Source organism: Nocardia sp. NPDC005745 (genome assembly GCF_040630775.1).
GTDB lineage: Bacteria > Actinomycetota > Actinomycetes > Mycobacteriales > Mycobacteriaceae > Nocardia.
The window spans coordinates 1-23,621 of sequence record NZ_JBEXYF010000025.1 but is presented as its reverse complement, the minus strand read 5'-3'; the positions used below and the strand labels follow the sequence as shown (position 1 = coordinate 23,621).

Below are 23,621 nucleotides of genomic sequence, written 5' to 3'. Positions count from 1 at the left end.
TATGTGGTTACGCGGGCTGCCGCCTCCGGGCCTGACGCTCACGCCGCCGTAAATCTTCAGCTGTCGGTTGGGGCTCAGACCCGCTCGATGATGGTCGCCACGCCCATGCCGCCACCGATGCACAGGGTGACCAGCGCGTAGCGCCCGTTGCGGCGCTCCAGTTCGTCGACCATGGTGCCGGTGATCATCGCGCCGGTCGCGCCCAGCGGGTGGCCCATCGCGATCGCGCCGCCGTTGACGTTCAGCTTCTCGTCCGGGATGTTCAGATCCTTCTGGAACTTCAGCACCACGGAGGCGAACGCCTCGTTGATCTCGACCAGGTCGATGTCGTCGAGGGTCAGGCCGGCCTTGGCCAGCACCTTCTTGGCGGCCGGGGTCGGACCGGTCAGCATGATGGTGGAGTCGGCGCCACTGGTGGCGGTCGCGACGACGCGCGCACGCGGGGTCAGACCGGAGGCCTTGCCCGCCTCTTCCGAACCGATCAGCACGAGCGCGGCGCCGTCGACGATGCCGGAGCTGTTGCCGCCGTGGTGCACGTGGTTGATCTTCTCCACGAAGTGGTACTTCTGCAGCGCCACCGCGTCGAAGCCACCCATCTCACCGATCACGGCGAAGGACGGCTGCAGCTTGGCCAGGTCCTCGGCGGTGGTGCCGGGGCGCATGTGCTCGTCCTTGTCCAGCACGACGATGCCGTTCTGGTCCTTGACCGGGACGATCGACTTGGCGAAGTAACCGCCGGTGGTGGCCTTGGCGGCCAGCTCCTGCGAGCGCACCGCGTAGGCGTCGACATCGTCGCGGCTGAAGCCCTCGATGGTGGCGATCAGGTCGGCGGAGACGCCCTGCGGGACGAAGTAGGTGTCGTAGTTGGTGGCCGGGTCCAGCGCCCAGGCGCCGCCGTCGGAGCCCATCGGCACGCGCGACATGGACTCGACGCCACCGGCGAGAACCAGGTCGTCGAAGCCGGAGCGGACCTTCTGGGCCGCCAGGTTGACCGCCTCGAGGCCGGACGCGCAGAAGCGGTTGAGCTGGAACCCGCCGACGGTGTCGGGCAGGCCGGCCACGGTGACCGCGGTACGGGCGATGTCCGCACCCTGGTCGCCGACCGGCGCGACCACGCCGAGGATCAGGTCGGAGATCCGGTCCTCGTCGAGGTTCGGGAAGCGGCCGCGCAGCTCCTGGATCAGACCGACAGTCAGGTCGATCGGCTTGACCGAGTGCAGCGAGCCGTTCTTCTTGCCACGGCCGCGCGGAGTGCGGATGGCCTCGTAAATGTAGGCCTCTGTGGTCATATCGGAGTGTTCCTTCCTCAATGTGCGGCGGCCGGACGTTCGTCCGTCCGAGCGCTTCTGTGCGGTCGACCGGAACGTTCGTCCGTCCGAGCGCTTGTGTGCGGTCGACCGGAACGTTCGTCCGTCCGAGCGCTCCTGTGCGGCCGGGCCGGACATACGTCCGTCCGAGCGCTGGTTTGCGGCGACACCGCGGGTGCGGCGTGGCTGCGGCTGACCTCGCCGACCGGCCTTGCGGCCGACCGTTCCTAACGCTGTACAAAACCAGGCAGGGAAGAGCGATCGCACGTCACGGTCGCACGTACGCCTGGGCATACCATAGAACGTCGGCGTACCGAAGCTCCCGGCTACCCGTACATACTACCGTGGAGTGCGAACTCCGGTTAACTTAACGTCGTGAGAGCGGTGGTTGTCAACCATCCAACCGTGTGGCACCCAGCTCACTCTTCAGCAATTCGAGGGCGACCTCGTCCGGGTCGCGCCGGTCGCCGGGGGCCACCGGATCGGCCGCGGCGGCCATCATCTCCCGCTCCTCTTCCGGCGTCGAGGCGGGAACGGCGCCGTCACCGCTCCAGCCCCGGCTGCTCACGGCGTCGCTTCCGCTCGGTTCGGCGTCGTAGGGCGGCGGATAGTCCGCGGGGCCGGGGTCGTCCGGCAGGTCGGGATAGTCGGGCGGAGGGATGTCGTCCTCCGCGGGGAACGGGCGCGGATTCGCGCCACCCGCGCGGGTGCGACCCGCGTTACCCGGCTTCTCGACGCCCGCGTTGCGCGCCTGGCTGGGGCGGGAGAACCTCGGCGGGGCGGCGGCATCCGGAGCGCGGCCTGTCGCGTTGCCGGATTCACGTCCCGGCTGGCCCGCCGCCTGTCCGCGAGCACGGTTCCCGCTACCGCCGGCCCGTGGCGCCGCAGCCGGCCGTGGCACCGCGCCGCCCGCTTCCCAGCGCACCTCGTGGTCGCGGCCGAGCACCGCCCGCACCGCCGACCGCACCGCTTCCAGATTCCGCGGATCGGACAGACGCTGGGCCAGCGGCGCGTGCTGATGCGCGAAGACGATGACCTCGCCCTCCACCCGGGCGACCGACGCACCGGCGAGCATCGCCTGCACGGCCGCGCCGAACTCCCGCACTTTGGCGCGGATATCCGCCCAAGCGGCTTCCACCTCGCGCAGTAGATCACCGCTCGACGCCGAGGAAGGACCGGCGGGCTCCTGCGCGGACGCGTGGGGCGGCCCTGCCTCGGATCGCCCAGGACCGCCCTGACCGGCGGCGGAATCCTGCACGGCGGGTGAGTCGGCGGCACCGCGATCGGGCCCGGCGGCAGAACGCCGCGCCGTACTCGGGTCCCCGGCCCCAGGATCACGCCCGGCAGCGGAACTCCGCGCGGCATCGGGGCCCGCGCTCCCATGCTCGTGCCCAGAACTCGGCCCGGCAGACGAATCCGCAGCACCGCGATCAGGCCCCACAGCGGAACTGCGCGCCGCATCCAGGCCCGCGCTCCCATGCTCGCGCCCAGAACTCGGCCCCGCAGACGAATCCGCAGCACCGCGATCAGGCCCCACAGCGGAACTCCCCGCCGCATCCACGCCCGCGCTCCCATGCTCGCGCCCAGAACTCGGCCCCGCAGACGACTCCGCAGGCCCGCGATCGCGCCCGGCAGCGGGATCCCGCGCCGTGGTCGATTCAGCGGCCCCCTGATCAGATCCCCCAGCAGAATTCCGCGGTGTGGTCGACTCGGCGGCCCCGCGATCAGGCCCCACGGCAGAATCCCGCGCAGCAGTCGAGTCGGCGGCCCCGCGCACGTAATCCCGCGTGGCAGTCGGGTCGGCCCCGGGGGCGTTCCCGACGGCCGGATCGACGGTAGGCGACGCCGCCTGCGCACCCGGTGCCGGAGAACCCGCCTGCTGCGGCGACGGAGAAAGTCCCGATTGCGCTACGGCGTCGGAAACCCGCTGCACGGCAGCCGGTCCGGAAGGAACGCGGCCCGCTCCGGCGGCCGCTCCGCTGCCAACCGGCCCGGACGCCTCAGGATTCGGCCCCGACGCGCCTGCGGTCCCTGCCTTCGAAGTACTCGGCGCGGCGGTCGCGCTCGGCCCTCCCGCCGACCCGCTGTCGGGCACAACGGCGGCGTCCGGTTCGGCAACCGGCGCGACAGGATCCGCGCCGCCTTCGGTGCCCGGAGCCGACGCATTCGTGGACGACTCACCACCGGCGGGCAACGGTCGATGCTCGCCGCCCGGTGCGGCGACAGCGGAACCTGCCGCACCGGAAGACGGACTTCCCCCGCCACCGATCGGCACTGGGCGATCAGCGGTTCCGGCACCGGCGCCGGGCCCCTCGGTTTGCGCCGAACCACCGACGGGAGTGGCTCCCCCGGCTTCGGCAGCGTCCTCCGAGCGACCACCCCCGCGGTTCTCGCGACGAATCGCGGCCAGCACCTCGGCACCCCGGCGACGAGGCGACTCCGACGGCGACCCGGCCCCGGCCGTGGGCTGGGCGGGAGCGGGCGCCGAAGACGCGGCGGGCGCGGCGGCGAAGGAGCCCCCGGCCATACCGCGCTCGAGCCGTTCCAAGCGTTGCAGCGTGGCGGATTCCGCATCGGACGCCGAGGGCAGCAACATGCGGGCGCAGACCACTTCGAGCAGCAGTCGCGGCGCCGTCGCGCCGCGCATCTCGCCGAGACCCTCGTGCAGCAGCTGGGCGTAACGGGTCAGGGTGGCCGAACCCAATCGCTCGGCTTGATCCCGCATCCGGTCGAGCACGTCACCCGGGCCGGTGACCAGGCCGCGTTCGATGGCGTCGGGCACCGCCCGCATCAGGATCAGGTCCCGGAAGCGGTCGAGCAGGTCGGCGGCGAACCGCCGCGGGTCGTGGCCCGCCTCCATCACCCGGTCGACGGTGCCGAACAACGCGGCGCCGTCGTCGGCGGCCAGCGCCTCGACCGCGTCGTCGATCAGCGCCACGTCGGTGACGCCGAGCAGCGAGACCGCGCGGGCGTACGTGACGCCCTCGGGGCCCGCGCCCGCCAGCAATTGATCGAGCACGCTCAAGCTGTCGCGCGGCGAGCCGCCGCCCGCGCGAATCACCAAGGGGTACACCGCTTCTTCGACCGGCACGTGCTCCTGCTCGCAGATCCGCCCGAGCAGTCCGCGCATCGTGGCGGGCGGCAGCAGCCGGAACGGATAGTGGTGCGTGCGCGAGCGGATGGTGGGCAGCACCTTGTCCGGCTCGGTGGTCGCGAAGATGAAGATCAGGTGGGCAGGCGGCTCCTCGACGATCTTGAGCAGCGCGTTGAAGCCGGCGGTTGTCACCATGTGCGCCTCGTCGACGATGAACACCCGGTACCTGGACTCGGCGGGCGCGTAGAAGGCGCGGTCCCGCAATTCTCTGGTGTCGTCGACGCCGCCGTGGCTCGCGGCGTCGAGTTCGATGACATCCAGGTTGCCGGTACCGCCGGGCCCGAGGGCCACACAGGACGGGCAGGTACCGCAGGGCGTCGAAGTGGGGCCCGACACGCAGTTCAGCGACCGGGCCAGGATGCGCGCGGAGGACGTCTTACCGCAGCCGCGTGGACCGGAGAACAGATAGGCATGACTGATCCGCCCCGTGTCGAGCGCGATACTCAGCGGGTCGGTGACGTGCTCCTGACCCACCACCTCAGCGAACGTTGCCGGTCGGTACTTCCGGTACAGAGCCACGGCCAGAGGTTACCGGCGACCTCCGACAAAGGACATGCCCGCCCGCTGCGCCGCGCGCAGGCCCTCGCAAGCACACAAGTGTGACCCAAGTCACAACATACGCCACGTCTTCTTCGACGGCCGCCCCTCGCACGCACGATAGCAACCCCAGAGCTATCGCTCACGCTGCACGAGCGAAGTCTGGACACAGCCGCCGCGGCACCCTGCGCGGGCCGGAGAATGCGGACTCACACCCCGATTTACCTCGACTTTTCGGAGATAACGAAACCGCAACCATGGGTGACATCGATGCAATCGTCTGGCTAACGTGGCAGTCGGCAACTTCGGTAGCCAAACCTTCATCAGGTTGGTGACCCCGGCCGGTCCCTCATCCCGACCGGGGCACAACCTCGAGAGCACCACGGGTGACCAGCGCCAATTCCCCCACTTCCACCGGAGGACCGTCCACCGTGTCGTGTGACGACATCGCCGCCGCCTGGCTGTCCAGCACCGATTTCGCAGGCGACCGCTCCGCCGTCGCCCTCTTGAGCCGCGCCATCAGCCCGCAGGAGTTCGCGATCAAACGTGACTCGCTGCCGGTCACCGCGGCAGCCGATCCGGCCACCGCAGCCGCCATCCTCGAACTCCTCGAGCGCGGCCAGGTGCCGACCATGGCCGCGATCCGCACCCTGACCGCGCAGAACGAGATGCGCCGCGAGGCCGAGCGCATCGAACGTCTCGGCCGCCGCGCCCAGCGCAGCATCGATGACTTCGGCCGGGTGCTGGCCAAACTGGCCGACGCGCACTGGACCGCGCACGGCTACGGGCCCACCCGCCGCGACGTGCTGTGCACCGAGCAGATCATGACGCTTATCCGCACCCGCGTCGGCAACATCGCCCCATCGGCGGTCAAACACCTCTGGCTGATCGAGCGGGCCCAGCGCGCGGGATGGATCGCCTCCAACGCCAATCCCCGGTCTCTGTGCGCTGCCCGCCGTTTCTACGCGGCCCAGTACGGAAACCGGGTCTCGTTGCGCCCGGTGAACACCATCGGCACCGCGATCGCGGCCTATCTGGCCGACTACCTCGACGAACACGGCCGCGCGCCACGCTGGTCGGTGGTCGCGCAAGAACTGCGCGACGACCGCGGCCGCCGGATTTTCCACAACACCGCCGATGCCCGCGCCCAGGAACTCTGGTTGACCACCGCGGAGTGGGTGGAGATGCGCGACGACCTGCCCGTGCCCGGACGGAGGGGATTGCGGGCCATCCGTAAGTCCCGCGGCTGACTCGGCGCCGCCCGCGGGCTCGACGCCTTGGGTTAACGGCGTTACTCTAACGCCGTTAACCTATCGAGCGGAGCCGCGATGCTGACCCGGATGGCCCGATTCATCACCCGATCTCCGCGCGCGGTATTGGCCGCGGCGCTCGCGGTCGCCGTGCTGTGCGGCGTCTTCGGCGCCACCGCGCCCGCGCACTTGAAGTCCGGCGGGTTCACCTCGGATGACGCCGAATCCGCCCTCGTCAATGAGCTGATCGCCGACAACTTCGCCGGTGCTGCGCCCAATTTCGTCCTGCTGGTCGGTTCGGACGCCGGAGCGGACGATCCGGCCACCAAGGCGGCGGGCATCGGGCTGGCCGACGCGCTGAAAGCCCGCGGCGACGTGCGAGGCGTGCAGTCCTACTGGACCACGCCGCAGCCGCTGTCGAACGCGTTGCGCAGCGCCGATCGCAAGAGCGCCCTGGTCGTCGCCTATCTCGACGGCGACGAGACGCAGGTCCAGCAGACCGCGAGTGAATTGAAGCGGCAGTTCTCGGGCGTCTCCGACGGCATCACGGTCCGCCAGGGCGGCATCGCCGCGATCTACCACGACGTCACCGAGCAGACCACCCGCGACCTCACCCTGGCCGAGGGCGTCGCGGTACCGCTGTCGATGATCGTGCTGGTCCTGGTGTTCGGCAGTCTGGTCGCCGCGGCCCTCCCGCTGACCATCGGGGTGTTCGCCATCCTGGCGACGCTGGCGCTGCTGCGCCTGTGCACGCTGTTCACCGACGTCTCGATCTACGCGCTGAACATGACGACGGCGATGGGGCTGGCGCTGGCCATCGATTCCAGCCTGTTCATCGTCAGCCGCTTCCGGGAGGAACTGGCGCGCGGCCTGGATCCGGCCGCCGCCACCATCCGGTCGGTGCAGACCGCGGGGCGCACCGTGCTGTTCTCCGCACTCACCGTCGCCCTCTCGCTGGCCGTGCTGAGCGTGTTCGACCTGTACTTCCTGAAGAGCTTCGCCTACGCGGGCGTCGCGGTGGTCGCCGCGGCGGCCACCGCATCGATCGTGGTGCTGCCCGCGGCGCTGGTCCTGCTCGGGCACCGGGTGAACTCCCTCGACCTGCGGGCTCCGCTGCGCCGCCTGTTCCGCCGCGGCGCGCCCGCGCCCGGCCCGCAGGCGCCGGAGGACAGCGGCTGGTATCGGCTGGCAGGTGTGGTGATGCGGCACGCGGCGCCGGTCGCGATCGTGATCATCGCGCTGTTGCTGGCGCTCGGCGCACCGTTCCTGTCGGTGAAGTTCGGTTATCCCGACGACCGGGTGCTGCCGGTCAGCGCCACCAGCCGCCAGGTCGGCGACGCCCTGCGCACCGAGTTCCCGCAGGCCGATCCGGTCGCGGGCACCACGATCGTGCTGGACGGCTACCACGGCGACAACGCGGCGCTCGGCGGGTACGCCGCCGAACTGTCGAAGGTCGAGGGCGTGCCCGCGGTTCTGTCCGCCGCCGGGGTCTACGCGGCAGGCGCGCGAGTCGCGCCCGCTCCGCCCGGGATGGCCAACGACACCGGGACCTACCTGAATGTCGCGACCAAGCTCGATCCCTTCTCCCCCGCCGGGGACCGTCAGCTGACGGCGATCCGGGCGATCCCGGCCCCGGGCGAGGCGCTCTACGGCGGCGCCGCGGCGGCCAACGCCGACTCCCTGCACGCGCTGGCCGCCCGCCTTCCGCTCGCGGCAGGCCTCATCGCCCTCACCACCTTCATCGTGTTGTTCCTGTTCACCGGCAGCGTCGTGCTGCCGATCAAAGCCCTGGTGCTGAACACACTGTCGCTGGCCGCCGCCTTCGGCGCGATGGTGTGGGTGTTCCAGGAGGGCCATCTGTCCGGGTTGCTCGGCTTCACCGCGGTCGGTTATCTGGTGCCGACCATGCCGATCCTGATGTTCTGCCTGGCCTTCGGCCTGTCCATGGACTACGAGGTGTTCCTGCTCTCGCGGGTGCGCGAGGAGTGGCTGGCCACCCACGACAACACTCGCGCGGTGGCGGTCGGCCTGGCCCGCACGGGCCGGATCTTCACCGCGGCCGCCGTGCTGATGGCCATCGTGCTCGGTGCGCTGGTCACCGCGAAGGTGTCGTTCATGCAGCTGCTCGGCCTCGGCCTCACGCTGACCGTGCTCGCCGACGCCACGATCATCCGCGGTCTGCTCGCGCCCGCGCTCATGCGCCTGCTCGGTCCGGCCAACTGGTGGGCGCCCGCACCGCTGGCCCGCCTGCACGCCAAGATCGGGCTGACCGAAGGCGAGGAGGACGCCGCCGCGCGCCCGCTGGAAACCGCGGGGCGCGCGTGATCGGTGGCAGGCGCCCGCGTTCGCCGCGCGGCTCCGGCGCCCAGCTGCGCGAGGAGATCCTGCGGGCCGCGGCCGAACTGCTCACCACGACCGGGCATGCCGATGCCGTCTCGATCCGGGCGGTGAGCAAGCTGGTCGGGGTGAGCGCGCCGTCGATCTACCGGCACTTCGCGGACAAGGACGAGTTGATCGACGCCGTCGTCGCCCGAGTCTTCGAAGACCTCACCGAGGCGATGCGAGTGGCCACCGACCCCACCACCTCTCCGATGCACCAGCTGCACGATCAAGGCATGGCCTACGTCCGCTTCGCGCTCGAGCATCCCGAGCAGTACCGGCTGGCGACCGCGCCCACCGAGACCGAGGGCGTGGTGGACCAAGTGCTCACCAGCTGTGCCTTCGAGCATTTCACGGCCACCGTACGCAAGTGCATGGAGGACGGGACGATGGCGCAGCGCGACCCGCTGCCGATCGTGCTGGAACTGTGGTCGGCGGCCCACGGCATCGCCTCCCTGCTGCTCGCCAAGCCCTTCCTGCCGTGGGGCGACGCGGAAGCCGTCGCCTCGCGCGTGCTGGGCGCGGCATGCATCGGCTACAGCGTGCTCGACCTGGTGGGTTCGGACCCGCCCACACCGGACACGGTGACGGCGTGGCTGCGCCGCGTCAGGAAGGACCAGACGCCGGCCTGACCGCCTTTCGACCGATGGGCTGTCGGCCTCCGAGCGACCATTCGGTAACTTCCTCGCAGCGCACGCGCGCGGAAGGAGTGAACCCGTGTCTTCAACCATCGACCCCGCGGCTACCGCCTGGCTGCTGGTCAGCACGGCCCTCGTCCTGCTGATGACCCCGGGCCTGGCCATCTTCTACGGCGGCATGGTCCGCTCGACCGGCGTACTCAACATGCTGATGATGAACTTCATCGCCATCCCGCTGGTGACGGTGACCTGGCTACTGCTCGGCTACAGCCTGGCGTTCGGCGACGACGCGGGCGGCGGCCTGATCGGCGGCCTCGCCCACCTCGGCATGGCGGGCATCGATCCGACTTCGGTGCGCGGCTCGGTGCCGGAGCTGTTGTTCGCGACGTTCCAGCTCACCTTCGCGGTCCTGACCGCCGCGCTGATCAGCGGCGCCATCGCCGACCGGGCCAAGTTCGGCGCGTGGATGATCTTCGTGCCGCTCTGGGCGCTGGTGGTGTACGCGCCGATCGCCCACTGGGTGTGGGGCCCGGACGGCTGGCTGGCCTCGTTCGGCGCGCTGGACTACGCGGGCGGCCTGGTGGTGGAGATCGCCTCCGGCGCGTCGGCCCTGGCCCTCGCGCTGGTGCTGGGCCCGCGCATCGGGTTCAAGGTCGATGCGATGCGCCCGCACAACCTGCCCTTCGTGCTGCTCGGGGCGGGCCTGCTGTGGTTCGGCTGGTTCGGCTTCAACGCCGGTTCGGCGCTGGCGGCCAACGGCCTGGCCGCTGCCGTCTTCCTGAACACCTTGGTGGCGGGCTGCCTCGGCATGCTCGGCTGGCTGGCGGTCGAGCAGATCCGCGACGGCAGGCCGACCACCTTCGGCGCCGCGTCCGGCGTGGTGGCCGGTCTGGTCGCCATCACTCCCTCGTGCGGGTCGGTCAACACCCTCGGTGCGCTGCTGGTCGGGCTCGCCGCGGGCGTGCTGTGCTCGTTCGCGGTGGGCTGGAAGTTCAAAGCGGGCTACGACGATTCGCTCGACGTGGTCGGCGTGCACTTCGTCGGCGGCATCGTGGGCACCGTGCTGATCGGCTTGCTCGCCACCGAGGTGATGACCGGCGGCGTCGAGGGCCTGTTCTTCGGCGGCGGGCTCGCTCAGCTCGGCAAGCAGCTGGTGGCGGTGCTCGTCGTCGCGGCCTACGCGTTCGGCGTCTCGTTCGCGCTCGGCAAGGGCATCGACCGGTTCGTCGGATTCCGGGTCAGCAAGGAGGACGAGACCGCCGGGATCGACTTCGCCCTGCACGCCGAGACGGCGTACGCGGAGGGAGTGCACGGCCATGCGCCGCGCCGCCTCGGCGAAGGGCATCTCGGACGTCCGCATGCCCAGCGCCCGCTCGAGGACGATCCGACGGCATGAGCGCCCGCGTCGCGCCTCAGCTCACCGAGCTCGCCGACGCGGTGAACGTATTGCACTGGGCCGCACGGTTGTTGTCCAAACCCGCCTCGAACCACTGGCCGCCGTTCTCGGACGACCCGTGGTCGCGCATGTCCCCGGCCTGGTCACCGCGCCCGTAGGCGTCCTTGCGGGCCAGGGTGAGCTGCGGGTCGGTGAGCGAACCGCCCTTCGACGACGAGGAGAGGTACATGCCGTCGAAGCAGTTGGCCTGCAATTCGACTCGGCGCGACAGCTCCAGTCCCTTGGCGCTGCGCGGCCCCACGTCGGCCCGATCGCTGTTGGCCTTGCGCAGGATGCCGGACATCGCCTGCACGTGATGTCCGTACTCGTGCGCGAAAACCGACAGGTAGACCACCCAGTTGTCCTTGAAGTAGTCCGTCTGCAACTGGCTGATCGGCATGTAGACGGTCTTGTTCGCCGGGCAGTAGAACGCGGCGAAATTGCTGGTCGAGCCGGTGCACGGGGTGGTGATGCCCGTCGTGGTCGCGCTGACGTTCAGCGACGGCGGCTGGAACGGCAGATTCGCCTTGCGCAGCACGGGTTTCCACGCCGCTTCCAGGCAGGACGCGGCGCTTTCGAAGAACTTGCGGGCGGCGTCCACCTGGGTGCCCCACGGCGAGTAGTCGCACTGCGCCGGAATCAGCGTCGCGTTGGGGTCGGTCAGCAGCGGGTTGTTGCCGGTTTCCGACGGGCCGACCGTGCCGTCCGGCTGCGTGTCGAACGTGAAGCTCGGTTGCGGACCGGACGCGTCGCTCGCGTCGCGCCCCACCGAGATCGCGTTGCGTACCAGTCCCGCCGCCGCCAGGAATACGACGACGACCAGCAGCACAACCCATCCGCCACCTCCGCGTTTGCGCGGCGGCGGGTAGGGCGGCCGTCCGGGCGGACCATAGGGCATGGGCGGAGGGACCGGCGGGCCGTAACCCGGTGGCGGGCCGTAGGCGGGCGGCGCGTATCCCGGCGGCGGGCCGTAACCGGGTGGCGGACCGTACCCAGGCGGCGGGCCGTAGCCCGGCCGCGGTCCGTAGGGAGCACCGTAGCCGGGCGGCGGAGGCACCGGACGCCCCCCGCGCGGGACCGGTCCGTGTCCGTACGGTGGTTGTGTCACGCCCCCGTACCCCCTCGTCTCAGTGATCGCCGACAGCCGCTGACGCAGGATAGCAAGCTGTCTAGAGTAGGCAGCCATGCTGACTTTTCGGGGGGCCGCCCTAGGCGCGCTGCTTCTCGCCATCGCGGGAATGTTCGCGACGGCCCCGGTCACCCAGGCCCAGCCCGCGCCGGAGGGCGTGACCATCACCGCCGATCTGAAGCTGAGCCGCGAGGGCGTCCTCGAAGTGGTCGAACAGGTCTCGGTGCCGCCGGAGAGCTCGTTCCGGATGTCACTTCCGCTGCGGCTGCGCGTCGGTGACGACGCCGAGCGCGTCTTCCGAGTCACCGACGTGGACACCGAGGGCGCGGGCACCGCGACGGTCGCCAACGACCAGTTCACCATCGAGGCCCGGCCCGGCGAATCCACTTTCCGGTACTCCGTGCAGAACACCGTCAGCGACGCGCGGGGCACCCAGGTCTTCCATTGGCTCGGTGTGCTCAACACCGACATCGCGTCCATCAGCGCCTCGCTGATCAGCCCGAGCTTCGAAATGGGCATCGTGGACTGCAAACTCGGCCCGCCCGGTAACACCCGGCCGTGCGCCGACGTCAAGATCGAGACCGACGGCGTCCTCTTCCTCGAGCAGACCGACCTGCACAAGGGCGACGCGATCGATCTGACACTGCAATTGCCGCCCGGCACCGTGCCGAGCAACGCGGATGTTCGCGACAGCGGCGACGCGGGCCCCTTCGCGATCACCGCCCCGGTGCTCGTCGCGTTCGGCGTGCTGCTGCTCGCGCTGGCCGCCTTGGTCGCCTATGTGCTGCGCGCTCGCCGCCTGGACGCGACGGTGGGCGGCGGTTCCGCGACGATCGATCCGCTGGTGCGCGAGGGTGATCGCGTGCAGTTCACCTCACCCGATGGCACGCTGCCCGGTGCGGCCGGGCTGCTGCTGGACGGACATGTCGATCCGGTCGACATCGCCGCCACCGTGGTGGATCTCGCGGTGCGCCGGTACATCCGGATCACGCCGCTCAGTGACAGCGACTGGCGGATCACCCGGGTGAACACCCCCGACGACCAACTGCGCGACTACGAGAAGGCCGTCTACCAAGCGCTGCTGCCCGAAGGCGCCGACGCGGTGACATTGGGCGAGCTGCGCAAGCCGGGGCGCGTGGCCTCCGAACCGGTACGCGCCGCACTGGTCGCCGACGCCGTGGCCCGCGGCAACTTCCTCGATCGCCGCCGTCCCGGCCTCGCCCTGTGGCTCGGTGGGGCGCTGGTGGTCGCGGGTGTCGCGGCCACCGTGGCGCTCGCGCTCACCTCCGGACATGCCCTGGTCGGTGTCGCCATCGCGCTCGGGGGTGTCGCGACCCTGCTCTCGCCGAAGTACCTGCCGGTGCGGACGGCGCGCGGGCTGGAGCTCGCAAGGCAGATCCGCGCGCTGCAACGCGGCCTGGAAACCACTCGGCGCGAACAGATCCCGCCGATCGACCAGGAAACCGTGTTCTCTCGCGCCCTGCCGTTCATGGTGCTCGGCGCACGCGCCGACAACTGGATCCGCGCCTTCCGCGACCTGGACCCCTCGGCCGACGCGCAACCCGGCCTCTACTGGTTCGGCGGCTTCGAACGCGACCGCAACCTGCAGCGCTTCGCGGGCCACTTCCCGTTTTTCATCACCGCCCTGGAGGGGCTTTTCGCCCTCGCGGGCGATCCGCACCGCTAGCGTCACGCGCACGAAAAGGGCGATCAGCCGCTGCGGCCGATCGCCCTTTGCCGTATCACTCAGTCGTGCAGGGCGGTTCGCCGGACCGCGGCCAGCGGATCGGCGTAGAGAACGCTCAGCGAGGTCACCACCGCGGCGTATTCCTGCACTTTGCCGCCGAAACCGCTGATCCGGATGTCGGTGGGCGGCAGGGCCGAACCCTGGTTGAACGCCCGCGCCACGTGCGCGACCGCGGGGCGGTAGCCGGTGAAGGCCTGGCCGCCGAGGATCACCCGATCGGGGTTGAGCATGTCGCGCACCATCGCCACGGTGTGGCCGAGGATGGTGGCCCGCTCGGCGAGCAGTTCGCGCGCGGACTCCGATCCGGCCTCCGCGGCCCGGTACAGGTCGGCGATGGTCGAGCCCGCGGTGCCGTTGTGCGCCGGGATGATGCCGCGCCCGACCGCCCTGGAGTGCAGTGACCGATCACCGACGGTCACCTCCAAGCAGCCACGTCGTCCGCAGGCGCATTCCACGTCCGAACCCGTGGGCAGATGCGCGATCGAGCCGGGACCGTTGCTCGGCGTGTGCACGCGACCATCCAAGGTCACCGCGACACCCGCGGTCTCACGCACGTAGAAGTACAGGCTGCTGCCCCGCTCGAGGCGGGCTTGGTCCTTGGGCTCGCCGGTGGGCAGCAACAGCTCCGAACCTGCCATCGCCTCCACGTGCGGCGCCACCGAGACGGGCAACTCCAGCACCTCGCCGAGGACCGAACCGACTTGCGCCCCACGCCATTCCAGTTTCGGATGATCGACGACGCCGGTCAGCGGGTCGACCCGGCCGCCGATCGCGACACCTGCCCACAGCGCCTTGCGCCGGTGCCAGCGCTGCAGGAACGCTTTCGCGCTGCGCGCGACGGTAGTGGTGGCGAATTCCTGACCGGTCTGCGGGGTGGCGATGGCCAGCCCACCGAGGATGCGGCCGCGCAGGTCGGCGGCGACGATCTTGGTGACCGCGGCGCCGATGTGGATACCGATGGTGAGGTAGGCGTCGTGGTCGATTTCGAAGGGGACGCGCGGGCGCCCGACCGCACCAGAGGCCGTCAGGTCGGGGCGTTCCCGCAGCAGGCCGGCCGCGAGCAGCGCGGAGACCTGGCGGTTGACCGTGGCGATGCTCAAACCCGTTGTACGCGCGGCGTTGTCGCGGGAAACGGGACCTCCGGTGGCGGCGCGCAGGACCGCGGCCGCCGGGTTGTCGGCGAGGCGCAGTTCGGGAGCGACAACCGGACGCTGAACGCGGGCACGGCCGTTGGCAACCCTGGAGACGGAGCGTTCAAGGGTGGGAAGGGACATTGTGCGGATCCTTGCTGAAGTCCCGTAATCGAACGGGACATGCCTACATGGGCGGCGAGGCAGCAAATGAGCAGGAAGAATCGCTCAGCTGCAGCAAGAGAGGCGACACAGTTCACGTGTCAATGGCAGCCGCAGACCCAGCGCGGCGGTCACATAAGTGACGCGCAGGAGGTTCGATCGGCCGGCAGACATGTCATCAAAATTAACACCGATTTCCGCGACGCACCAACCCGCGACGCGCCGTTGTGTGCACAGGCACATTGTTTCCGCAGGTCGCGGGCACGCGAAAAGACCCCGCTGCCCGGAGAGCTCCACGGGGGCGGGGTATTTTCGCGCGGAAGGATTACTTCGGCGCGTTGAACGGCTGGTTGATCGTCGTGAAGTACTGGATCGCGGCGCCGATCGCGACCGGAGCGGTGACCAGCAGCTGGCCCGCGAGGGTGCCGAGGGCGCCGACGGCGATGATGCCGCCGAGGCAGCCGATGGCGGCGGCCGGGATGAACGCGCCGAACAGGCCGACGATCGCCGCGGAGGCGACGGTGGCGCCCGCGATGCCGCCGAGCACGCAACCGATCGCACCGCCCGCGATGCCGCCGACGAGCGTCCCGATGGTCGCCCCGGCGGCGATCGTACTGGTCAGGCGGGTCCAGGCGGCGACCTCACGGTCGTACTCGGTCTTCCACGGCGCCTTGTCCTCGTACGGCAGGGCGACCGGCTTGTAGACCGCGTGCTCCCGGTCGAACAGCGGCGTCAGCGTCGCGCTACGACCGGAAATCTGCGCGGCGATCGGGAATTCGAAGTCCTCCAGCTGAAACCGCAGCGGCTGTGCCGCGAGCACGGTACCGTTGGAGGCCTTCACTTGGAGCACCTCGTCCTCGACAACGAGCGAACCCGCGTCGGTTTCGATGATCGACTGGGTGTCCGTCGCGTACGCGGTGAAATTTATCGCGCTTTCGGCGCTTTCTTCCGCCGGCGCGGCACCGGATGTCCCCGCGGCCACTCCGGTCGCAATGGTTACCAGTGCCGCCACCACGGCGAGTTTCCTCATCCTCATGTCCTGCAATCCCTCATCTCAGGTGGAGCCGTTCCAGGCAAAAGCATCGGGCACCGGCTGTTCGAGAACGAGGAAAAAACGCAGGACGATTTCAAATAGGCAACCGGAGAGTTACAGTTGCCGTACTACTTCGCTTTGGCCGCCGCTTTCGCCTGCTTCTTGAATTCCCTTACCTGCGCGAGAGATTCGGCGTCCGTCACGTCGGCAACCGATCGGCGTGAGCCCTCGTCGCCGTACGCGCCCGCCGCCGCGCGCCAGCCTTCCAACCGCACGCCCCGCTGCTTACCCAGAAGAGCAAGAAAGATCTTCGCCTTTTGCTCGCCGTAGCCGGGAAGGTCCTTCAGGCGGCGCAGCACCTCTTTCCCGTCCGGGTCACCCGCCGTCCAGATGTTCTCCGCCTTGCCGTCGTAGTGCTCGATGACGTAGCGCGCCAATTCCTGCGCGCGCCGGGCCATGGACCTGCCGTAGCGGTGGATCGCGGGCGGCGTCGCGGCGAGCTCCTCGAACTCCTGGGGGTCGGCCTCCGCGATGCGCTGGATGTCGAAGCCACCCATGCGGTCGGCGATCTTCTTCGGGCCGCGGAAAGCGTGCTCCATCGGGTACTGCTGGTCCAGGAGCATGCCGAGCAGGGTGGCGAAGTGGTCCTCGGTCAGTAGCTTGTCAGCCTCGACGTCCTGCGCCAGGCATAGCGTGCGAGTCATCGCCTACCTCCTGCTCGGTGTGCTGGGGACGGGTCGATCATCTCACCGGCGCCGACGGGGCGGGACGCCGCGGGTCGTCGCCGACCGAGATGGGAAGTGACTCACCTCACATTGCCTACGCGCGGGTAGATGACCTGCCGCGTAGGCTCCAGACCATGCCTCAGATGACGGCGACACCGACCAAGACGACGGCAACGGCCAGGGATGGACACGGGCCCATGAACACCTACGCATTGCGCCCCGACCGGTTCGACCGAGCAGGCCAGGACCAACTCGTAGACGTGCGCGACCTACAGGCCGCGCTGCCCGGTATCCGCCGCTTGCGCAGCTGGGCGCATGAAGCGCTCGCGCTGCGGCCCGGCGAGCACGCCCTGGACATCGGCTCCGGCACCGGGACGGAGGTCGTCGCCTTGGCCGAAGCGGTGGGCCCGGACGGCAGCGCGGTCGGGATCGAGCCCGACCCCCATCTGCTCGCCTCCGCCGAGCGCCGCGCCGCCGAAGCCGGCTCGACCGCCAAATTCCACTCCGGGGACGCGTACGGCGTGCCGTTCGGCGCGGAGAGCTTCGACGCCGTTCTGTGCGAACGAGTCTTCCAGCACCTGACCGCGCCCGCCCGCGCGGCCAACGAGATCGCGCGCGTGCTCCGCCCGGGTGGACGCGTCGTCGTGGTGGACAGCGACTGGGGAACAGCGATCATGCACCCCGGTGACCGGCAGGTCGTCCGGGAGGTGATCGACACCCTCGTGTCGGCCACCACCAATCCGTTGTCCGGCCGTCGGCTCCCCGGCCTGCTCACCAAGGCGGGCCTGGTGGTCGACGACATCGGTTCGCATGCCTTGGTGCAGGACCGCAGCGTGGGCGCGGGGTCGTTGGTGACCAGGGTCTCGGCGATGGCGGTCGCGCGCGGCGCGATCACCGAGGCGCAACGCGAACAGCTGCTCACCGACCTGGAGGCGGGCGCGGCCAACGGCGACATCCACCTCTCGGTCACCATGTTCGCCGTCCTCGCGCACAAGCCGCACTGACCCGGCCGATGGCCGTCGACGTGCTCACCGACGTCGTGATCGACCGCTCCCGCGAGCTGGTCGCGGCGTACGCGGCCGATCCGGCGCACGCTCCGGCCTGGTATTCGCGCATCCACGGGGTCACCTGGGAAACGGAGCCGCCGCTGGGCGTCGGCTCACGCATGGCGTTCGTCGCGCACTTTCTCGGCAACAAACTGACCTACACCTACGAGGTGGTCGCCTACGAGCCCGGCATACGGCTGGTGATGCGCACCGCACAGGGGCCGTTTCCGATGGAGACGACCTATACCTGGGCGGACACGCCGGAGGGTGCCACCCGTATGACGCTGCGCAACCGCGGCGAGCCGAGCGGATTCGGGAAACTCGCCGCACCGGTACTGGAAGCAGCGATCCGGCGGGCGAACCGGGGGGATCTGGCGCGGCTCAAGCAACTGTTGGAGACCGGGTAGGTGGGCTGACTCACCGTCCCGCCGGTTTGGCCTCTGTCGGCGTCGGATCGAGCGCACAACGGGAATCGCCCGGCACGAATCCGTGCCGGGCGATCAATGTGTTCTCGATCCGCCGCTACTTGCCGAGCAGCTTCTCGGTGGCCGCCAGAAGCACGCAGGTGGCCAAGCCGTCCATCGCCTTCTCCAGCTCGGGCAGCTTCGGGAAGCTCGGGGCGATCCGGATGTTCTTGTCCTCCGGGTCGTTCTTGTACGGGAAGGCCGAACCGGCTGCCGTGAGCGCGATACCCGCCTCCTTCGCGAGCGCGATCACCCGCGCCGCGGTGCCCTCCAGCACGTCCAGGCTGATGAAGTAGCCGCCCTTGGGCTCGGTCCAGGACGCCACCTTGGACGCGCCGAGGCGGTCCTCGAGGACCTTCAGCACCAGGGCGAACTTCGGTTCCAGGATGGCGCGGTGCTTCTGCATGTGCGCGCGCACGCCGTCGGCGTCGCCGAAGAAGCGCAGGTGACGCAGTTGATTGATCTTGTCAGGGCCGATGCTCTTCTTCGAGGCGTGGCTCAGGTACCAGTCCAGGTTCGCGGTGGAACCGCCGAGGAAGCTCACGCCCGCGCCGGCGAAGGTGATCTTCGAGGTGGAGGCGAATACCAACGGGCGGTTCGGGTTTCCGGCGGCGGAGGCCAGTCCGAGCACGTCGATCACCGGTGCGGCGGTGTCGGTGAGCGGGTGCACCGCGTACGCGTTGTCCCAGAACAGCCGGAAGTCGGGCGCTGCCGCAGGCATCGAGACCAATTCGCGGACAACGTCTTCGGAGAACACCACGCCGGTCGGGTTGGCGTAGTTCGGTACTGCCCACAAACCCTTGATCTGCGGGTCCTTCGCCAGCAGCTCGGCGATGGCGTGGGTGTCCGGGCCGTCGTGGCGCATCGGGATCGGGATCATCTCGAAGCCGAGCGCCTCGGTGATCGCGAAGTGCCGGTCGTAACCGGGGGCCGGGCACAGGAACTTCAGGGTGTCCTCGGCGGCCCAGCGACGCTCGGAATCATTGGTGCCGTACAGCATCGCGTAGGTGATCACGTCGTGCATCAGCTCGAGGCTGGCGTTGTTGCCCGCGAGCAGATTGTCCACCGGGATGTTCAGCAGCTCGCCGAAGATCGCGCGCAACTCCGGGAGGCCGTGCAGGCCACCGTAGTTGCGGCAGTCGGTGCCTGCGCCGTCGCGGAAATCGCCCTCGCCGGGCAGGTGCAGCAGTGCGGCGGACAAGTCGAGTTGCTCCGGCGAGGGTTTTCCCCTGGTCAGGTCCAGCGTGAGCTTCTCGGTCTTGAGCGTCGCGTAGTTCGCGGTCTGGGTGTCGTGCTCGAGCACGAGCTCCTCATGGCTCATCAAACCGATCTGCGTTTGCCGGGGCATCCTGGGCAGCCTTTCAAGCAGCTAGGGGACGATGGTCTGGCCGGACCGATGGGCGGCGACCGAACAGTTGTCCATGCAGACGCACATGCATCCGCGGACGGTGTTCACGTTACCCGTGCGGTGCCCGGAATTGGAGGCGTTATCCGCCGACGGACGGGGTTCGCCCAGAACCCCGGGCCACGCCCAGTTCGCATCGATCGAGCGAAGAGCTCGGCAACCGCGCGTACGCCGCGCGAGCCGTAAGATAGGGGACCCCGCGCACCCGGCAGAGCCCGTTGACCCTTGCTGCCTTCCGGCCCTGGGGGAGTTCACAGGATGCGCGCCGCGCGGGATCCGTCGGCCAGTGTAGCGCCTCCGGTCCGCAACACCACCTTCCGGGTCCATCACACCGCCCCAGCAGGTATTTCACTCCCCTTCCCCACCCTGTTTGGCGACCGACGGGGGGCTACCGGTATGCTGCTCCACGGAGGATTCGCCTAGTGGCCTATGGCGCTCGCCTGGAACGCGGGTTGGGTTAACGCCCTCAGGGGTTCAAATCCCCTATCCTCCGCCACGAAAGGCCGGGCCGGACGCTTGATCGCGTCCGGCCCGGCCTTTCGCATGAGATACGGCAGCTCGGCGGCCAGGTATTCGGCGAGCGGGCTCGGGTGTGACGTGGGCGACTATCCTCCACGCGGGAATCGCTTCGCAGGAGGCGTTCGCCGTTCGATGGCTAGGGGTTCGCGGCGCGGCAGGTCCCCAGAAGCCGAGACGACCGGGCCGAACTAACGGCATCCGGCAGCGGGGCGAGCCCCGTTCGTCCGATCTAGGCTGTGCGACTTCCCATTCCGATGGAATGATCGTCCCCGTGACTCAGTGGCTCCCGCTCTTCGGTTCCCTCATCGTCGCCATGGCGGCATTGGTCGGCGTGCTGGTCAACAACCGCACGAACCGGGCGGCGCTCACCGCCGCGGACGAGCGCAACCGGGTCACCCTGGACGCGGCGCAGCGCAGCGTGGAGTCGACCAACGCGGCGGCCGAGCGGCGCGAGCACGACAAATGGCGGCGGGAGTCGGTGCTCACCGCGGTGTCCTCGGTGCTGGCCATCTCGAGCGACGTGCGCCAGCAGTTGTTGCGCTGCGAACGCTGGGAGGCCGACGAGCTGGATCGGGTGGACGAGGAGATCCGGCAGATCATCACCGGCTCGCGAGGTTTCATCAGCAGTTTGCGCGTCGTAGCGCATCGCAAGATCCCCAATCGCTGCGAGGACCTGATGCGTACGCTCACGGCGGCGCTGAACATCAGTTTGCAGCGCCGCAGGATCGAACTCGACGGCGAGGCCCTCGCCGAGGAGATCACCGAGATCCAGGCGCTGTGGTCGCGGGCGATCGAGAACACCGTCGAGGAGGAACGCTCGGTCATCAACGCCACCCGGCTGGAACTGGAGATCAAGATCTCCGCCGAGGTCCACCAGTCCGCACCCCAGCCCGCCCTCGTCCGCTCTTGACCCGCGGGCGTGCGATCGTCACGCCGGGGCGGAGTCGAGGCGGGTGCGGTGTGCTTCCAGCAGCGCGGCGCGGAGGTGGGCGGCGTAGGCGTCGAGATCCGGTAGGACCGCCTGGTCGGCGTGCAGGGAGATGGTGATGGTGTCGCCGAGGCCGTGTACCCCGTGGGTGAGGTGCATGACAGAGCCGAGTGCGGGGAACCCGGCCGTGAAGCGCACCTCCCCGCCGCCGAAGGAGAGGTCGGCCGGGCCGCGGTCGACACTGGAGACGACCGTGTGCCCCGCTATCGAGTCGGGAACGTTGTCGAGGGGGTAGTGGTCCACGTCCCGGCGCAGCACCGGGGCGGGGACTGTCGCGGTGACCCGGTCCTGCGCCGACAGCAGCGGGTGCCGTGCGCGGACGCGCCGGTCGGCGAGCGCGGCGGCGATCTTGCCGGCGCGCAGGTCCAGATCGGGTTCGTCGATGAAGAGATCGACGCCGAGGCTGCGATAGTTGTTGCGGGGGCGGCCGACCTCGGGAAGGGCCATCGGGACCTGCGCACCGAGACGCTCCACCGGCTCGCCCCGGTCGGCCAGGTAGCGGGCGAGCGCCAGCGACACCGCGGTCAAGACGACGACCGTGACGGTACGACCGGGCACCCGCAGATCTTCCGCCGGGAACACCAGCATCCGAGCTTCGTGCCGCGAGATCCCCTCTGCTGTGGTCCGGTTCAGCGCGCTCGGCGGGTAACCCTGTCCTGGCGGCGGCAATTCGCCCGCCTCGGTCAACTCCGCCAGCCGCTGCTGAGCTCGAAACGCCTGATAGCCACGCACCGCCGTCGCGGCTATCCGAACCGGCACGCGCAGCAGACCGACCGCCGAATCGATCAGCACACCGATCGGCAACCCGTTCGCCGACATCGCATCACCGATGGTCCGCCCACGCACTACCACCGAGCCGACGCGCGCTCCCGCGGACGACACGCTCGCCGACACCGCCTCACCGATCGTCCGCCCACGGGCCGCTGTCGTCCAGCTGATCCCCTGGGAATCAGCGAGCACCTTTTGCGTGGATACGTCCAGCGACGATCGATCACTCGGCGTGCGCCGAGCCTCGCCGACCGAACTGCCTGCACCTGCGGCCTCGGTACCGCCGTCGCCTCCGGTCCGCCCACCGGGCGCAGGCAACCGTGTTCGGCCTTCGTCCCCCACCGCGCGATTCTCCACCGCGCCGAACAGCGCACGCCCGATCGCCGAGGCCCGTCGCCCATCGGCCAGCGCATGGGACATCTGGAGCACCACCACCAGCGCGGGCTCGCCTTCCTGCCCTGGCGCGTCGGCGATCGCGCGGAAGACGTGCAGCCGCCACGGACGCACGGCGGCATCGACACCGGTGCCGAGCAGCTCGCCGAGCACGTGCAGCAGGTGCGACCAATTACGCTCCGCCAGTTCGTGTTCCACGAATTGCTCGGCAGCGAATTCACATCGCGTCCAGAACGGGTAATCGACGTCGGCGGGCAGTTCGCGCAGCCGGACCCGGAGGTCCGCGATCCGCGCGCTCCGTTCGGCGACGGCGGCGCGCAGTTCCTCGGTGGGCCGTCCGTGGTCGGCGAAGCAATACAGCAGAAAAAGGTCGTTGCGCGTCCGTTCGGACAGCCAATATATCGTCGCGTCCTGCGGTGCCATGGCGCTCACAAGTAAAACGATATCGACTCGGATCGAACGGCGGCCCGCGAGCCGGACGAATGTGAATGATCTTGTTCCACAATCCTCCCGGAGAACCCCATCGATTCCGGCCGACAGCTCTGCTACCGTCTGTAGTAGGAACGGATACCACTCACCCAGGGCGGGGTGTCGGCCATGGCAATAGATCTAGCTCGCAAAATCGCCAACCAAGCCGATGAGGCGGACGAGCGATATAGCGCCGCCGCGTTCATGAAGCGATCGATCAACAAGGTGTTCCCGACCCATTGGTCGTTTCTGCTCGGCGAGATCGCGCTCTACAGCTTCATCATCCTGCTGCTGTCGGGCGTGTACCTGACGCTGTTCTTCGACCCGTCCATGACGGAGGTCGTCTACAACGGCTCCTACCAGCCACTTCGCGGTGTCACCATGTCGCGGGCGTACGAGACGGCGCTCAATCTCTCCTTCGAAGTGCGTGGCGGCCTGTTCGTGCGGCAGGTGCATCACTGGGCGGCGCTGCTGTTCGCCATTTCCATCATCGTGCACTTGTTCCGGATCTTCTTCACCGGCGCGTTCCGCAAGCCGCGTGAGGCGAACTGGGTGATCGGTTCGCTGCTGTTGATCCTGGCGATGTTCGAGGGCTTCTTCGGCTACTCGCTGCCCGACGATCTGCTGTCGGGCACCGGCCTGCGGGCCGCGTTCTCGGGTATCACGATCGGCATCCCGATCATCGGCACCTGGCTGCACTGGCTGATGTTCGGTGGCGACTTCCCCGGCGAGATCATCATCCCGCGGCTCTACATCGCGCACGTGCTGCTGTTCCCGGGCATCATCCTGGCGTTGATCGCCGCGCACGTGGCGCTGGTGTGGTACCAGAAGCACACCCAGTTCCCCGGTCCGGGCCGTACCGAGAACAACGTGGTGGGCGCCCGGATCGTGCCGGTGTTCGCCGCCGATCAGGGCGCGTTCTTCGCCTTCACCCTCGGCATCGT

16 protein-coding genes, 1 tRNA gene, 1 other RNA gene and 1 pseudogene are annotated in these 23,621 nt (G+C 69.4%); 10 read left to right on the top strand and 9 right to left on the bottom strand.

Translation table 11 applies throughout. From position 1 onward, the window contains the following. Window positions 1-74 precede the first annotated feature (74 nt). Both ABZ420_RS24480 and ABZ420_RS24475 read right to left on the bottom strand, forming a co-directional pair. Window positions 75-1,289, bottom strand: coding sequence for an acetyl-CoA C-acetyltransferase (locus ABZ420_RS24480; RefSeq protein WP_040864405.1), 1,215 nt, complete (start codon window positions 1,287-1,289; stop codon window positions 75-77). A 2,047-nt stretch (window positions 1,290-3,336) separates the two neighbouring features. Beyond that, a pseudogene (locus ABZ420_RS24475) lies at window positions 3,337-4,980 on the bottom strand (DNA polymerase III subunit gamma and tau); the annotation flags it as partial. Between the two features lie 449 nt (window positions 4,981-5,429). Between ABZ420_RS24475 and ABZ420_RS24470 the strand changes: the two are divergent. The 4 genes from ABZ420_RS24470 to ABZ420_RS24455 all read left to right on the top strand — a co-directional run bounded on the left by ABZ420_RS24470 (window position 5,430) and on the right by ABZ420_RS24455 (window position 10,661). Then, window positions 5,430-6,248 (top strand): hypothetical protein, encoded by an 819-nt coding sequence (locus tag ABZ420_RS24470; RefSeq protein ID WP_357126898.1) that lies wholly within the window; start codon window positions 5,430-5,432, stop codon window positions 6,246-6,248. A 78-nt stretch (window positions 6,249-6,326) separates the two neighbouring features. Then, on the top strand, window positions 6,327-8,573 hold the full coding sequence (locus ABZ420_RS24465; protein WP_357126895.1) for an MMPL family transporter: 2,247 nt from the start codon (window positions 6,327-6,329) through the stop codon (window positions 8,571-8,573). Further along, entirely contained in the window at window positions 8,570-9,259 is a 690-nt protein-coding gene (locus ABZ420_RS24460) for a TetR/AcrR family transcriptional regulator (RefSeq protein WP_357126893.1), read from the top strand. The genes ABZ420_RS24465 and ABZ420_RS24460 overlap by 4 nt, the downstream gene beginning before the upstream one ends. A gap of 85 nt (window positions 9,260-9,344) precedes the next feature. Next, window positions 9,345-10,661 (top strand): ammonium transporter, encoded by a 1,317-nt coding sequence (locus ABZ420_RS24455; RefSeq protein ID WP_357126890.1) that lies wholly within the window; start codon window positions 9,345-9,347, stop codon window positions 10,659-10,661. 16 nt (window positions 10,662-10,677) lie between these two features. Here ABZ420_RS24455 and ABZ420_RS24450 read toward each other — a convergent pair whose 3' ends face one another. Continuing rightward, a complete protein-coding gene (locus ABZ420_RS24450) occupies window positions 10,678-11,598 on the bottom strand; it encodes a neutral zinc metallopeptidase (RefSeq protein ID WP_357126887.1) in 921 nt (306 codons plus the stop codon). A 286-nt stretch (window positions 11,599-11,884) separates the two neighbouring features. Between ABZ420_RS24450 and ABZ420_RS24445 the strand changes: the two genes are divergently transcribed. Beyond that, entirely contained in the window at window positions 11,885-13,516 is a 1,632-nt protein-coding gene (locus ABZ420_RS24445) for a DUF2207 domain-containing protein (RefSeq protein ID WP_357126886.1), read from the top strand. A 59-nt stretch (window positions 13,517-13,575) separates the two neighbouring features. On the opposite strand, the gene ABZ420_RS24440 is transcribed toward ABZ420_RS24445, so the two are convergent. The 3 genes from ABZ420_RS24440 to ABZ420_RS24430 form a co-directional block, all read right to left on the bottom strand. After that, window positions 13,576-14,850 (bottom strand): ROK family protein, encoded by a 1,275-nt coding sequence (locus ABZ420_RS24440; protein ID WP_357126883.1) that lies wholly within the window; start codon window positions 14,848-14,850, stop codon window positions 13,576-13,578. 343 nt (window positions 14,851-15,193) lie between these two features. After that, window positions 15,194-15,904: a hypothetical protein gene (locus ABZ420_RS24435; RefSeq protein ID WP_357126880.1), complete on the bottom strand. Its 711-nt coding sequence runs from the start codon at window positions 15,902-15,904 to the stop codon at window positions 15,194-15,196. Between the two features lie 125 nt (window positions 15,905-16,029). Beyond that, window positions 16,030-16,605 carry an HhH-GPD-type base excision DNA repair protein gene (locus ABZ420_RS24430; protein WP_357126877.1) on the bottom strand — a complete coding sequence of 192 codons (576 nt, stop codon included), beginning with the start codon at window positions 16,603-16,605 and terminating at the stop codon, window positions 16,030-16,032. A 218-nt stretch (window positions 16,606-16,823) separates the two neighbouring features. On the opposite strand from ABZ420_RS24430, the gene ABZ420_RS24425 reads away from it, so the two are divergent. Both ABZ420_RS24425 and ABZ420_RS24420 read left to right on the top strand, forming a co-directional pair. Next, window positions 16,824-17,630 (top strand): methyltransferase domain-containing protein, encoded by an 807-nt coding sequence (locus ABZ420_RS24425; RefSeq protein WP_357127085.1) that lies wholly within the window; start codon window positions 16,824-16,826, stop codon window positions 17,628-17,630. 8 nt (window positions 17,631-17,638) lie between these two features. Next, window positions 17,639-18,079 carry an SRPBCC family protein gene (locus tag ABZ420_RS24420; RefSeq protein WP_357126874.1) on the top strand — a complete coding sequence of 147 codons (441 nt, stop codon included), beginning with the start codon at window positions 17,639-17,641 and terminating at the stop codon, window positions 18,077-18,079. Between the two features lie 115 nt (window positions 18,080-18,194). On the opposite strand, the gene ABZ420_RS24415 is transcribed toward ABZ420_RS24420, so the two are convergent. Together ABZ420_RS24415 and ffs are read right to left on the bottom strand one after the other, a co-directional pair. After that, a complete protein-coding gene (locus ABZ420_RS24415; RefSeq protein WP_357126871.1) occupies window positions 18,195-19,484 on the bottom strand; it encodes an aminotransferase class I/II-fold pyridoxal phosphate-dependent enzyme in 1,290 nt (429 codons plus the stop codon). A gap of 243 nt (window positions 19,485-19,727) precedes the next feature. Continuing rightward, window positions 19,728-19,822: signal recognition particle sRNA small type (ffs, locus tag ABZ420_RS24410), an RNA gene on the bottom strand. Between the two features lie 127 nt (window positions 19,823-19,949). On the opposite strand from ffs, the gene ABZ420_RS24405 reads away from it, so the two are divergent. Continuing rightward, window positions 19,950-20,037 (top strand) — tRNA-Ser (locus ABZ420_RS24405). Window positions 20,038-20,331: 294 nt separating this feature from the next. Continuing rightward, window positions 20,332-20,970, top strand: coding sequence for a hypothetical protein (locus tag ABZ420_RS24400; RefSeq protein ID WP_357126868.1), 639 nt, complete (start codon window positions 20,332-20,334; stop codon window positions 20,968-20,970). An 18-nt stretch (window positions 20,971-20,988) separates the two neighbouring features. Here the strand turns inward: ABZ420_RS24400 and ABZ420_RS24395 are convergent, their stop codons facing one another. After that, window positions 20,989-22,641 carry a hypothetical protein gene (locus ABZ420_RS24395; RefSeq protein ID WP_357126865.1) on the bottom strand — a complete coding sequence of 551 codons (1,653 nt, stop codon included), beginning with the start codon at window positions 22,639-22,641 and terminating at the stop codon, window positions 20,989-20,991. Between the two features lie 165 nt (window positions 22,642-22,806). Between ABZ420_RS24395 and ABZ420_RS24390 the strand changes: the two genes are divergently transcribed. Continuing rightward, window positions 22,807-23,621 (top strand): cytochrome b N-terminal domain-containing protein (locus ABZ420_RS24390; protein ID WP_357126862.1); only part of this gene is annotated, 815 nt, incomplete at its 3' end.